At 69.2% G+C, this 13,158-nt stretch carries 11 protein-coding genes; all 11 read right to left on the bottom strand.

Going from position 1 to position 13,158, the window contains the following annotated elements:
• Position 1 precedes the first annotated feature (1 nt).
• The 11 genes from DX914_RS14145 to DX914_RS14190 all read right to left on the bottom strand — a co-directional run bounded on the left by DX914_RS14145 (position 2) and on the right by DX914_RS14190 (position 13,153).
• Positions 2–1,381, bottom strand: a complete 1,380-nt coding sequence (locus DX914_RS14145) for an MATE family efflux transporter (protein ID WP_115859754.1) — start codon at positions 1,379–1,381, stop codon at positions 2–4.
• Between the two features lie 21 nt (positions 1,382–1,402).
• Positions 1,403–2,635 carry a cytochrome P450 gene (locus tag DX914_RS14150; RefSeq protein ID WP_115859756.1) on the bottom strand — a complete coding sequence of 411 codons (1,233 nt, stop codon included), beginning with the start codon at positions 2,633–2,635 and terminating at the stop codon, positions 1,403–1,405.
• A gap of 357 nt (positions 2,636–2,992) precedes the next feature.
• Positions 2,993–3,256 (bottom strand): hypothetical protein, encoded by a 264-nt coding sequence (locus DX914_RS20060; RefSeq protein ID WP_147300681.1) that lies wholly within the window; start codon positions 3,254–3,256, stop codon positions 2,993–2,995.
• Positions 3,257–3,562: 306 nt separating this feature from the next.
• Entirely contained in the window at positions 3,563–4,699 is a 1,137-nt protein-coding gene (locus DX914_RS14155; protein ID WP_158549302.1) for a cytochrome P450, read from the bottom strand.
• A gap of 413 nt (positions 4,700–5,112) precedes the next feature.
• Positions 5,113–6,018 (bottom strand): tyrosine recombinase XerC, encoded by a 906-nt coding sequence (xerC, locus tag DX914_RS14160; RefSeq protein ID WP_231118276.1) that lies wholly within the window; start codon positions 6,016–6,018, stop codon positions 5,113–5,115.
• Positions 6,019–6,213: 195 nt separating this feature from the next.
• Positions 6,214–6,885 (bottom strand): DUF484 family protein, encoded by a 672-nt coding sequence (locus tag DX914_RS14165; protein WP_425480689.1) that lies wholly within the window; start codon positions 6,883–6,885, stop codon positions 6,214–6,216.
• Positions 6,885–7,736, bottom strand: a complete 852-nt coding sequence (dapF, locus tag DX914_RS14170; RefSeq protein ID WP_115859765.1) for a diaminopimelate epimerase — start codon at positions 7,734–7,736, stop codon at positions 6,885–6,887. Before dapF ends, DX914_RS14165 begins: the two co-directional genes overlap by 1 nt.
• The gene (gene lptM, locus DX914_RS14175; protein ID WP_115859767.1) at positions 7,733–8,029 is read right to left on the bottom strand and encodes an LPS translocon maturation chaperone LptM; all 297 of its coding nucleotides are present in this window, start codon (positions 8,027–8,029) and stop codon (positions 7,733–7,735) included. The genes dapF and lptM overlap by 4 nt, the downstream gene beginning before the upstream one ends.
• A gap of 37 nt (positions 8,030–8,066) precedes the next feature.
• Positions 8,067–8,501 carry a YbaN family protein gene (locus DX914_RS14180; protein WP_231118295.1) on the bottom strand — a complete coding sequence of 145 codons (435 nt, stop codon included), beginning with the start codon at positions 8,499–8,501 and terminating at the stop codon, positions 8,067–8,069.
• A 58-nt stretch (positions 8,502–8,559) separates the two neighbouring features.
• Positions 8,560–10,713 carry a S9 family peptidase gene (locus DX914_RS14185; protein ID WP_115860226.1) on the bottom strand — a complete coding sequence of 718 codons (2,154 nt, stop codon included), beginning with the start codon at positions 10,711–10,713 and terminating at the stop codon, positions 8,560–8,562.
• 292 nt (positions 10,714–11,005) lie between these two features.
• A complete protein-coding gene (locus DX914_RS14190; RefSeq protein WP_115859771.1) occupies positions 11,006–13,153 on the bottom strand; it encodes a prolyl oligopeptidase family serine peptidase in 2,148 nt (715 codons plus the stop codon).
• Positions 13,154–13,158: the final 5 nt, after the last annotated feature.

A 13,158-nucleotide genomic window follows, 5' to 3' on the forward strand; every position in this document is an offset into this window, starting at 1 on the left:
GCTAGGCGGCCTCGCCGCTGGGTGCGGCCTGCACGTCGTCTGCAGGTGCCGCGCGCAGCAGGCCGCCTTCGCGGCGCAGGAACCGCCAGGCCATGAGCAGCTGCGAGGCGCCGGCGACGACCATCGCGATCCAGATCCAGTGCGGACGGAAGCCCGCCAGCTGCGACAGGCTACCCGCCAGCGCGATCAACAGCCCCACCTGCAGCAGCTGGGCCTTCAAGCCGGCGCGCGTGTTGCCCATGCCCGACAAGGTGGCGAAGGCGATTCCGGCCAGGCACAGCGGCACCAGGTCCAGCGCGGTGATGCGCAGAAACAAGGTGCTGGCCGCGACCGCGCCGGGGTCGCTGGAGAAACTCGCGGCGATCCAGGGCGCACCGCCGACGAAGGCGAGCAGCAGCAGCGGCAGCAGCACCGCGGCGAAATTCCAGCCCGCGCGCAGGGTCTCGCGCACGCGGTCGCGTCGGCCTGCGCCGTAGTTCTGCCCGACCAGGATGCAGACCGCGCCGGCCAGCGCGGTCACCGGCATCAGCCCGGCCTGGAACGCGCGCTGGCCGATGGCGAAGCCGGCCTGCTCGATCGGACCGAACGGCCGCAGCAGCAGGCCCACGGTCATCAGCGACACGCTCATCACGCCCGCGCCCAGGCCGGCCGGCACGCCGATCTTCAGCGCCTCGCCCAGTTCCCTGGGCCGTCTCAGCCAGATCGACGGACGCAGGCGCAGGTAAGCGTCCTTGCGCGCGAAGTACAGCAGCAGGCCCAGCATGGTCAGCGCGCAGGCCAACAGCATGGCCAGGCCGGCGCCGTCCACGCCCATCGCCGGCGCGCCCAGCCAGCCGAACATCAATACCGGCGTAAGCACCGCGCCCAGGGCCACGGTGGAGGTCTGCGCGATCACGCCCGCGCGCACGTTGCCGGTGAACTCCAGCAGCGAGGCCAACACCAGCATCGGAATCTGGATCGCGACGGAGGGAATGAACCAGGCGTAGTAGGACGCGATCACCGCCGCGGTCGCCGCGTCGGAGGTCATCAGCCCGCTGAAGGCCCCGCGATTGCTCCACGCCACCAGCGCGACCAGGCCCGACACCAGCACCGAAGCGCCCAGCGCCTCGTTGAAGATGCGGTCCACACGCTCGCGGTCCTTGGCGCCGACCGCATGCGCCATGAGCACGCCGGCGCCCATGCTCAACACCGGCAGCAGTACCAGTACCAGCATGATCGGCAGCGCCGCCAGGGTCACCGCGGCCTGCGCGGTCGGGCCCAGCCGTCCCAGCCAGTAGACGTTGATCAGTGCGAACAGCGTGCCCGCCAGCGAGTTCAGCATCAGCACGCCGAACATGCGCAGCAGGTGACGGGGGATCGAGCCTTCGGTCAGATCGCGCATGGGTCCGCTCCGTCGCCCGCTTCAGACACGCCGCACCTGGCCATGGAAATCCATCGGCCGGATCACCGAGGCGATGGCCATCTTGGCCTCGTCCGGGTTACGCACGTCCAGCCGATAGCGCGTGGCCAGCAGGTGCGCCATCAGGATCAGCTGGCCCAAGCCCAGGTTGGCGCCCACGCAGGACTTCGGCGCCCAGCCGAACGGCACGTAGCTGCCGTGCGGGCACTGCTCGCGGCTCTCGGCCAGCCAGCGGTCGGGATTGAACGTCTCTGGGTCCGACCAGGTGGTCTGGTCGTGATGGACGAAGAAAGAACTGAGCACGTAGACCTGATCGGTCTTGAGGTCGACCTGCTCCTGGCAGATGTCGCCGCGCACGCGCCGGGTCACGATCGGCGGCGAGCTCCAGATGCGCAGGATCTCCTTGACGAAGCGCGCGGTGACCGGCGCCAGCCGCACCGGCGATTCGCACAGCGCGTCCAGCGTGTGCGCCGACAGCTCGGCGGTCATGCGCTCGCGCCACTCGTGCTGACGCTGCCATTCGTAGAACAAGCAGGCCGCGGCCGCGCCGGGCGAGCTGGTGATCGCGGTGAGCAGCGCGGTGACCGCATCGGTGGCGCGGTCCACGCCCAGGTCGGGCAGCATGTCCACCATGGGGTCGGTCAGGTCCTGCTGCCGCGGCCGCTTGCCGCTGGCACGGCCCTTGAGCTCGCGGCGCACTTCCACGCTGCTGACGAACTGGTACAGCCACATCTTGGAGCGGTGCAGCGGCGGGCAGCGGTGCGCGTCGATGTCCGACAGCACCAGCGCCACCTTGGACAGCACCTCGTCGACCACGCGCTTGTGCGCGCGCGGCGACAAGCCGCCGATGATCGCGGGAATCAGCGGCTCCAGCATCGCCCGCTCGGCCAGCCAGACGAAGTCCTGCTCGCGCCCGGCTTCGGCGTCGAGCACGCCCTGCATGCGCTGCGCCAGCCGGCGGAAGCCCTCGGCGCTGGTCAGCGTGCGCATCTGGGTCAGCCAGGCGCCGCGCACCTGGTGCCAGGACACCGCCTCGCTCTCGCGTCCGCGCACCACATCGGAAAAGCCGTCGAGCATGGTCAGATCGGCGTAGTTCTCCGCCTCCACGCGTTCGGCGATCTTGGGGTCGAAGATCACCAGCGCCTGTTCCTGCAGCTGGAACACCGGGCCCTCCTCCCGCAGCCGGCGCCGGAACGCCTGCACCGAGGGGATTTCGAAGATCTTCGTGTCCTGCATGGTCCGCGTCCTTGGCTGTAGTGGGGCCGATCCGAACCCGGGGGCGGCGCTGGCCGCCCCCGGCTACCACTCAGATGTTGTGGTACATGACCCAACGCCAGGTGGTGATGCCGCAGTGCGAAGCACCGCGCAGGCCGAAAGCGGCACGCACCGCGCAAATGACCTTCTTCATATCGAGCTCTCCTTGGATATGGATGGTGGACTGACAGCGTTTGCGCCAAGGCGATCGGTGGCGTCCTACGCCGCCCGCCGTGGTGCCTGGTTGCGGCGTCCGCATGACGGCCGCCGCGAATTCTTCGATGACCGGTGCGCCCGGAAACCAGGGGCGGCACCAGGCCGCCCCTGGGCGCTACCGCATCAGATGTTGTGGTAGTGCACCCAACGCCAGCCGATGCTGTTGCCCGCACCGCGAATGCCGAAAGCGGCGCGCATCGCGCAAATGACCTTCTTCATATCGAATCCTCCTTGGGATATGTGGGTACCGACTGCGTTTGCGCCGCGACGCGCCGAGCGAACCGTGCTCCGCGCGCCGCAGTGCCTGTATGCGGCGTCCGCTTTGCGGCCGTCGCGAATGCTGTTTGCGCCACGCGCGCCTTCGTCGCTGCGCAGCCGCTGCTTCATGAACCGATCGTCGAAACGCACATCCAAACCAGGGGCGGCGCGCGGCCGCCCCTGGCGCTACCACATCAGATGTTGTGGTAGGTCAGCCAACGCCAGCCGCCGATGCTGTTGGCCGAACCGCGCACACCGAAAGCGGCCCGCATCGCGCAAATGACCTTCTTCATATCGAAATCCTCCTTGGAGATATGTGGGTAACGACTGGTTTACGCCACGACGCGCTGAGCGAACCTTGCTCCGCGCGCCGCGGTGCCCTGGTTGCGGCGGCCGCGCGGCGGCCGTCGCGAATTCTTCGGATCGGCGGTCCCCTCAGCCTGTGGTCGCGATGGTGAGGGTGAACGGCGGCGGCGCCATGGCCGCGGCGACGGTGGGGCGGTGGTCGTGCGCGGTCACGCCGACCTCGCCCAGCTCGCGGATCACTTGCAGCATGTCGGCCACCAACTGCGTGGCCAGGTCCGCGGCCACGCAACGGTGCGGCCCGTGCCCGAACGGGATGAAGGCCGGGTTGCGCCAGGCGTCCTCGTCGGCCCAGCGCTCAGGACGGAATTCGGCCGGCGCCTGCCAGTGCGCGGCATTGCGCTGCACCAGGTAAGGGCAGACCACGACCTCGTCGGAGGTCTCCATGCGCACGCCCGACAGGTCGTGCGCCTGCACCGGGCGCCGGCCCAGCTGCCAGGCCACCGGCCACAGCCGCAGGGCTTCGTGCACGATCCATTCGGCCGGCGCGTCGCGGCGCGCATGCGTGCCCCACAGATACAGCGACCACGCCAGCACAAAGCCCACCGAGCCGGCCACCGCGAACAAAAACGACAAATACACTTCGCTCAGTTCGTCCTGGCGGCGGTCGGGTTCGGCGGCGTTGGCCACCACGTCCAGCAGGTCCGCCGGCGGCGTGCGCGGCTGCGTCTGGCGCTCGCCGATGGCCTGCGACAAGCGCCAGGTGGTGTTGAACTGCAGCCACATCCGCCGCCAGCGCGGCTGCCGCGCGCGCGCGCCGGCCAGCACCGAACGCTCGACGATTTGGTCGAGCAAGGCGCGCAGGCCTTGCGGCCGGTCCGGCGACAGCAGCAGCGGAAACAGATAGCGGTAGGTGAGGCGGTTGCCGGTGTCGGGCCAGCGGCTGCTCGCGCCCAGCTCGCGGCGCAGGAACTCGCGCAACTCGCCCGGCGGGCGCGACTTCAGGTACTCGCGCAGCAGGCCGCGCGCTTCGCGGCGCATGTCCAGCTGCGCCGAGCGCGGCTCGAAGTAGCCGTAGCGGGTGTGGAAGAAATCGGAATGCTCGGCATAGCTGCCGTTGGCGTTGCTGAGCACCGTCCGCGCTTCGGCGGGGTTGCCCACGCAATACTCGTTGCGTCCGGTACGGACGATGTCGCCGGCGCCGGACAGCTCACGGTCCAGAAAGCCCAGCGGGTCCTGCTCGAAGCCGGACCAAACCTCTTCCTTCAACACACGCCCTCCGATCCTGAAATCACGGGTGTTGATACGTGTTACGCGTTTTTGGTGTTTCTGATCTGCATACGGCGATGCAATCCTGCATCTGCAAATCGCAATTTGAGTATAGGTACGACCACGAAAAAGCGTCAAGGCGGTGTCAAGACGCGCCGAATCGCCACTATCGACTGCACATTCGATGGCGTATCCAGCGCTTTCGCGCCGATATGCTGCGTCGCAAGATGCACCTGCGCGCCGCCACGCATAGCGCTCAGCGAAACCGGCAGGCCGCGCTGCGATCGCAGTCGCGCGACGCGGAAGAATCAGGCAAGCCCGGACCTGCCCACATCCGGTTGGATTTTTTTTGCGGCCGATCGACACGTGCCGACCGAAAGCCGCGACCGGCATCGCGCCGGCCGCCGCGCGCCCTACTCGGCCGAGGGTTTGCGCCGTGCGCGCGGGTGCGCGGCGTCGTAGACCTTGGCCAGGTGCTGGAAGTCCAGGTGGGTGTAGATCTGGGTGGTGGCGATGTCGGCGTGGCCCAGCAGTTCCTGCACGCCGCGCAGGTCACCGGAGGATTCCAGCACATGGCTGGCGAAGGAATGCCGCAGCAGATGCGGATGCACGCGCTTGAACAAGCCCTGGCGCTGCGCCAATTGGCGCAGGCGCAGCTGCACCGCGCGCGGCGTGATCGGCCCGCCGCCGCGGCCGGGGAACACCGGCGCCTCGTTGCCCGCGCCGGTGGACGCGCGCCATTGCGCCAAGGCCGCGCGCGCGTGCGAACCCAGCGGCACGCTGCGCTGCTTGTTGCCCTTGCCGAGCACGCTGACCAGGCCGTCGGGCAGATCCAGGTCGCGCCAGCGCAGGCCGCACAACTCGCTCAAGCGCAAGCCCGAGGAGTAGAACAGTTCCAGCAGCGCGCGATCGCGCAGGCCCAGCGGCGCGTCGGTGGGCACTTCGACCAGCGCCTTGGCCTCGTCGGGGTCGAGCACCTGCGGCAGCTTGCGCGCGGCCTTGGGCGCGCGGATCGCCGCGGCGGGGCTGCTGTCGATGCGGCCCTGCTTGAGCAGCCAGCCGTAGAAACTGCGGCAGGCCGACAAGCGTCGTTGCAGGCTCTTGGGCGTGAGCCCGCGGCGGTGCTCGGCGGCGATGAAGGCGCGCAGCTGTTCGGCCTGCAGCCGCAACGGCGACGCGCCCTGCGCCGCGCACCAGTCGGCCAGCGCCGACAGGTCGCGGCGGTAGGCGTCCACGGTGTGCACGGACGCGCGCCGCTCCACCTGCAGGTGGGCGAGGAAACTTTCTATCGGGGCGGCGTCGATCTGTGCGGCCGACACGGGGCGCGGGCTCCAGCTTCCGCGGTGGCGCGGAGTCGCGGGCATCTTGCGATGCACGCGGCGGCGTGTCGAGTGGAAGGGTGGCGGGAGCTGCGCGGGCGGCCGTATCGCGGCTCACGCCGCTCCTACAGGCGCCAGCGCGCTGCGCTTGTGGGAGCGGCGTAAGCCGTGATTACCCCACGCGCCGAAGCAGCCTCACCCCTCGAAGCGCTTCAACGCCGTCGCCAGCGACTCGCCCATCATGCGCAGGAACAGCGTGCCCATGCCGGGGAAGAAGCGGTTGGGGTCGCGACTGCCCACCGCGACCAGGCCCACGCCCGGCAGCGGCAGCAGGGCGGTGGACTGCACCTGGTCGGCCTGATCGCCGTACAGCAGCGCGTGTTTTTCCGGCTGCAGGCGGCCGCACAGCGGCTCGCCATCGGCCAGACAGTCGCGGAAGGGTTGCAGGCGCGCGTCGTCGGCGGAGATCACCTGCAGCCACTCGGCGTCGTCCAGGCCGGCCACCGACTGGAACACTACCAGGCGCACGCGCTCGCCGTTGAAGTCCTCGGCCAGGGTCGCAGCCATCGCCCGCAGGGTGTCGGCGGCGCTGGTCTGGCGCATCAGCGCCAGGGTCAGCTGGTGCGTGCGCACCGACAGGCGCTCGTTTTCCTGGGCGTTGCCGAACAGTTCCTGCAGGCGCCGCGACAGCTCGCGGTTCTTGTCGCGCAGCACCTCCAGCTGGTAGCTGGCCAGCGAGGCGGCCGAGCCTTCCTCGCGCGGCACCACCAGGCTCAGCGCCAGGTCCGGGAACTGCTGCAGGAAGCGCGGATGGCGGCGCAGCCAGGCCGCGACCTCGTGCGCACCCAGCTTGTCGTGATCGTTCATTACGCCCATTCCCCTTCGTATACGAAAGCCGTAGGACCGGACATCGACAGCGGCGCGTCGTCGCTGGGCCAGACGATGCGCAGCTCGCCGCCGGGCAGCACCACCGCCACGTCGCGATCGATGCGGCCGCGGCGCATCAGCACCGCGGCGGCGGCGCAGGCGCCGCTGCCGCAGGCCAGGGTCTCGCCCACGCCGCGCTCGTACACGCGCAGGCGGATGCGATCGCGCGCATCGACCTGGGCGAAGCCGACGTTGACCGATTCCGGAAACGCCTCGTGCGATTGCAGCAGCGAGGCGATGGTTTCCACCGGCGCCGCGGCGACGTCGTCGACCTCGATCACCGCATGCGGGTTGCCCATCGACACCGCGCCGAAGCTGATCACGGTGTCGTGGATGTCGATCACGTACTGGTCGCGCGCGCCGGGAAAGCCGTGCAGCGGAATGGCGTCGGGATCGAAGCGCGGCTCGCCCATGCCGATGCGGTAGTAGCCGCCGTCCAGGCGCTCGACCGCGTGCGCGCCCACCGGGCTGTCGACCGCGAAATCGCCGGGCCCGGCCACGCCGTCGCGCACCAGCCAGGCGGCGATGCAGCGCGCGCCGTTGCCGCACTGCTGCGAGGGCGAGCCGTCGGCGTTCCAGATCCGGTAGCTGGCCACCGAGCCGGGCTCGCGCGCGTCCTCCACGGTCAGGATCTGATCGCAGCCCACGCCGAAATGGCGGTCGGCCAGCAGGCGGCAGGCGCGCGCGTCGGGCGGCGCCAGGCCGCCGCGCAGGTCCAGCACGACGAAGTCGTTGCCGGCGCCGTGCATCTTGCTGAAGCGTTGCATCGGACGCTCCGCGTGGGGGCTCATCGGCCGCCGTCGGCGGCGGGGGTCGGATCGTCGCTGGGCGGGGTGTCTGTGGCCGGAACATCCGTGGCGGGAGCATCCGTGGCAGGAGCCGGCTCGGCCGGCGGCGTGGCCGGCTTTTCCGGCAGCGACGGCGGCGTGGCCTCGGGCGCCATCTGCACCGGCACTTCGCCGGCCGGCTGCGCCGGCGCGGTCACCGGCACCGGCTTGGTCGGCAGGACCAGCGGGCCCTTGTTGCCGCAGGCGGAAAGGCCCAGGACGAGGGCGGTCAGGAACAGCAGGGGGCGTGCATTCATGGCCGCAGTGTAGCCCGCGCGCGCGGCCGAACGAAGCTCAGCGCGGCGGCGGTTCAGGTCGCGCCCAGAGCCAGATTGCGACCACGGTCATGATCCCGGTGCCGGTCGCGGCCATCCACCATTTCGGCGCTGTCATAAACATGATCGCGGCGCAGGCCGCCATCATGCCCACGGCCAGCCGTTTGGCCCGGCGGCTGACCGCGCCATGGGCCTGCCAATCGCGGATCATCGGCCCGAACTGGCGGTGCGCCAGCAGCCAGGCGTGCAGGCGCTGCGAGCCGCGCGCGGCGGCGAAGGCCGACAGCAGCACGAAGGGCACGGTGGGCAGGCCCGGCACCACGATGCCGACGATGCCCAGACCCAGGCTGGCATAGGCCAGCAACCACCAGGCCCAGCGGAAGCGGCTGGGCGATGCCGGCGGGGGCGATGCCGGCGGGGGAGATACCGGCGCGGGCGGTTCGGGCGGCGGCAGGTCGGTCATGCCGCCAGTATGCGGCCACGGCGCGCGCCGTGGCCGCGCTGCGCACGCGCTACTGCGTTGCGGCGGCGGTGCCGTCGCCGGCCAGGCCGAGCTGGCCCAGCATGAAGGCGAACATTTCCGAACGCTCCCGGTACTGGCGGAAGCGGCCGGACTTGCCGCTGTGGCCGCCTTCCATGTTGGTGCGGAACAGCAGCGGGTGCTTGCCGGTGTTCAGATCGCGCAGGCGCGCCACGTACTTGGCCGGTTCGAAGTACTGCACCTGCGAATCCCACAGGCCGGTGCCGACGAACATGGCCGGGTAGGCCTGCTTGGACAGGTTGTCGTAGGGCGAGTACGAGAGCATGTAGTCGTAGTACTTCTTCTGCTCCGGGTTGCCCCACTCGTCGTACTCGTTGGTGGTCAGCGGGATGCTGGCGTCGAGCATGGTGGTGACCACGTCGACGAAGGGCACCTGCGACAGGATCACCCGGTACTTGTCCGGCGCCATGTTGCTGATCGCGCCCATCAGCAGGCCGCCGGCGCTGCCGCCGTAGGCGGCGACGCGGTCGGGCGCGGCGTAGCCGGCCTTGACCAGGTAGTCGGTGACGTCGATGAAGTCGGTGAAGGTGTTCTTCTTGCGCAGCAGCTTGCCGTCGTCGTACCACTTGCGGCCCATTTCCTGGCCGCCGCGGATGTGGGCGATGGCGTAGACCATGCCGCGGTCGAGCAGGCTGACGTTGGTCACGCTGAAGCCCGGGTCCATCGAGGCGCCGTAGCTGCCGTAGCCGTACTGCAGCAGCGCCGCGGTGCCGTCCTTGCGGAAGCCCTTCTTGTAGACCAGCGACACCGGAATGCGCGCGCCGTCGCGCGCCGGCACCCAGACGCGCTCGGTCACGTATTGGCTGGGGTCGTAGCCGCCCAGCACCGGCTGGCGCTTGAGCAGGCGGCGCTCGCCGGTCTGCACGTTGAGCTCGTACACCGTGGCCGGCGTGGTCAGCGAGGTGTAGCTGTAGCGCAGCCACGGCGTGCCGGGTTCGGGGTTGGCGTCCAGGCCCATCGAATAGGCCGGCTCGTCGGCCTTGACGTATTCGTCCTTGCCGTCGTTCTTGAGAATGCGCACGCGCTCCAGCGCATCGGAGCGCTCGGCGATGGCGGCGTAGCCGTCGAACAGTTCCACGCCCTCGACGAACACGTCGTCGCGGTGGGCGACCCAGTCCTTCCAGTCCTTGCGCGAGGTCGAGGCGCTGGGTGCGGTGACCAGCTTGAAGTTGGTGGCGCCGTCGGCGTTGGTGCGGATCACCCAGCGGCCGTCGAAGTGGTCGGCGCCGTATTCCACGTCGCGGGTGCGCGGCGCGAGCACGGTGAACCGGGACGGGTCGGCGGCCGGCGCGTAGCGCATCTCGTCCGACACGGTGCTGCTGACGTGGATGACGATGTAGCGGTCGTCGCGGGTGCGATCGATGCCCATGTAGAAGCTGTCGTCCTTCTCCTCGTAGACCACCGGGTCCAGCTTGGGATCGGTGCCCAGCACGTGCTTCTTGACCCGCTTGGTCAGCAGGGTCTCGGGATCGTTCTCGACGTAGAACAGGGTCTTGTTGTCGTCGGCCCAGACCAGGTTGGCCGACACGCCGGCGATGGCGTCGGCGTAGGTTTCGCCGGTGGCCAGGTTCTTGAAGCGGATGGTGTACTGGCGGCGGCCGTTGGTGTCGTCGGCATAGGCCAGCAGGTTGTTGTCGGGGCTGACTTCCCAGTCGCCGACGCTGTAGTAGTCCTTGCCCGCGGCCAGCGCGTTGACGTCCAGCAGCACCTGCTCGCCGGCGAAATCGGCCGCGCCGTTGGCCTGCTGGATCGACACGGCGTCGACGCCGGCGCCGTCCTTGCGGCGGCCGTAGACCAGGTAATCCTTGCCGGCCTCGAAACGGCCGTAATACCAATAGCCGCGTTCGCGGTACGGCACCGAGCTGTCGTCCTGCTTGATGCGCGCGACGATCTCGTTATAGACCTTGTCCTCCAGCGGCTTCAGCGCGGCCATCTGCGCATCGACGTAGGCGTTCTCGGCCTTGAGATAGGCCAGCATCTCCGGGTTCTCGCGCTTGTCGTCGCGCAGCCAGTAGTACTCGTCCTGGCGCTGCGCGCCGAACGGCGCCTTGACCGTGTGCGGCTTCTTGGCCGGGTGCGGCGGCTGCGCTGCGTCGGCGGCTACGGTATGGAAGGAAGTGGTCATCAGGAGCGTGGCCGCGAAGGTAAGGAACGAGATTTTCATATGGGGTCCGCCGGAGGGTTCCTCAATGCTGCGTTGCGGGCCGGGAGGGGGGCGGATCTGAACCCGCTTGGCCGAATCGCCTTCCCCCTGGCCCTTCTTTCCGATTGCGTCCTTCCGGCGCAAGCCGGAACCCATTTCGACTTCGCGCGTTCACGCAAGGCTCAATGCCGGTGCAAACGCAACATGGGTTCCGGCTTGCGCCGGAATGACGGCCGTCCCCGGGCGCCGAGCGGCGCCCAGGGACGGGCTTACATCACTTGCCCGACAACTGCTTCCACAGGAAGGTGTAGGCCAGCGCGCTCATGTGCGCGGCCTGGGCGTTGTTGGCCGAGCCGCCGTGGCCGCCTTCGATGTTCTCGTAGTAGCGCACGTTCTTACCGGCCTCGGACATCTTGGCCATCATCTTGCGCGCGTGGCCCGGGTGCACGCGGTCGTCGCGCGTGGAGGTGGTGAACAGGGTCGGCGGGTAGTCGCGCTTGGCGTCGAACAGATGGTAGGGCGAGAAGGTCTTGATGAACTCCCAATCGGCGGTGTCGGGATCGCCGTACTCGGCCATCCACGAGGCGCCGGCCAGCAGGTGGCTGTAGCGCTTCATGTCCAGCAGCGGCACCTGCACCACCACCGCGCCGAACAGCTCGGGGTACTGGGTGAGCATGTTGCCGGTGAGCAGGCCGCCGTTGCTGCCGCCCTGCACGCCCAGATGCTTGGGCGAGGTGACCTTGCGCGCGATCAGGTCCTGCGCGACCGCGGCGAAGTCCTCGTAGGCGCGATGGCGGTTGGCCTTGAGCGCGGCCTGGTGCCAGCGCGGGCCGTACTCGCCGCCGCCGCGGATATTGGCCACCACGTACACGCCGCCCTTCTCCAGCCAGCCCTTGCCGACGCTGCCGGAATAGCCCGGGGTCATCGACACTTCGAAACCGCCGTAGCCGTAGAGCAGGGTCGGCGCGGTGCCGTCGTACTTCAGGCCCTTGGGGCGGACGATGAAGTACGGGACCTTGGTGCCGTCCTTGCTGGTGGCGAAGTGCTGCTCGATGGTGTCGCCCGACCCGTCGAAGAAGGTCGGCATGGTCTTGAGCGTTTCCGGCTTCTGGCCCAGCGTCGCCAGCGACAGCGTCGACGGGGTCAGGTAGTCGGTGGCGGTCAGCCACACGTCGTCGTTGTGGTCGTCGTCGACCGCGCTCACGCCGATGCTGCCGAACGCCGGCGCGCCGACGAATTCGGCGCGCTGCCATTCGCCCGGGCCCGGGGTCAGCACGCTGAGCTTGTACTTCACGTCTTCCATGACGTTGAGCACCAGCTTGTTGCGGGTCCAGGTGGCGCCGGCCAGCGAGCTGCGCTGCGTGGGCTCGAACAGCACGGTGAACTCGCGCTTGCCGGCCATGAAGTCGTCGAAGCGGGTGACGATCAGGCTGCCGGGCTTATAGGTCTTGCCGCCGGCGGTGTAAGGCTCGCGCAGCTCCAGGCTCAGCCATTCGCGGTGCACGCCCTTCTCGGCCGAGTTGGGCGCGTCGACCTTGGTCAGCTTGCCGTCGGCGCCGCGCAGGTACAGCTCGTTGTTGTAGAAGGCGATAGTGCGCGAGACGAAATCGCGCTCGAAGCCGGGCGTGGAATCGTGGCCGGCGGCGATGTACATGTCCTCCGGCTTGCCTTCGTAGACCACGGTGGCGGCGCTGAGCGGGGTGCCGCGCTTCCACTGCTTGACGATGCGCGGGTAGCCCGACGAGGTCATGCTGCCCCGGCCGAAGTCGGTGAACACATAGACGTTGTCGCGGTCGATCCAGCCCAGGCCGCCCTTGGCTTCGGGACGGAAGTAGCCGTCCTTGACCCAGGTCTTGCTGGCCAGGTCGAACTCGCGGGTCACGTCGGCGTCGGCGCCGCCGCGCGAGAGCGCGATCAGGCAGCGCTGGTAGTCGGGCTTGAGGCAGTCGGCGCCGTGCCAGACCCAGTTCTCGCCCTCGGCCTGGTTGAGCGCGTCCAGGTCGATCACGGTTTCCCAGTTCGGCTTGTCCTTGCGGTACTCGGCCAGGCTGGTGCGGCGCCACAGGCCGCGCTGGTGCTTGGCGTCCTTCCAGAAGTTGTAATAGTGGTCGCCGATCTTCATCACGCCGGGGATCTTGGCGTCGGAGTCGAGGATGGCGCGGATGTCGGCCTCGAGCTTCTTGAACTCGGGGCTGTCGGCCAGTTCGGCCTCGGCGGCCTGGTTGCGCTCGCGCACCCAGGCGAGCGCGCGCTCGCCCTGCACGTCTTCCAGCCAGGCATAGGGATCGGTCGCGTCGGTCACGGCAGCGGCTTCCTTGGCAGGGGCGGCACCGGCGACCGGGGCGGTCAGGCCGGCAATACCGATGGATAACGCGGCCACGGAAACGAGCAGCGGCTTACTGGGCTGGGACAGCGAGGACATCGGCG

It is taken from the genome of Lysobacter silvisoli (assembly GCF_003382365.1).
Classification (GTDB): Bacteria; Pseudomonadota; Gammaproteobacteria; order Xanthomonadales; family Xanthomonadaceae; genus Lysobacter; species Lysobacter silvisoli.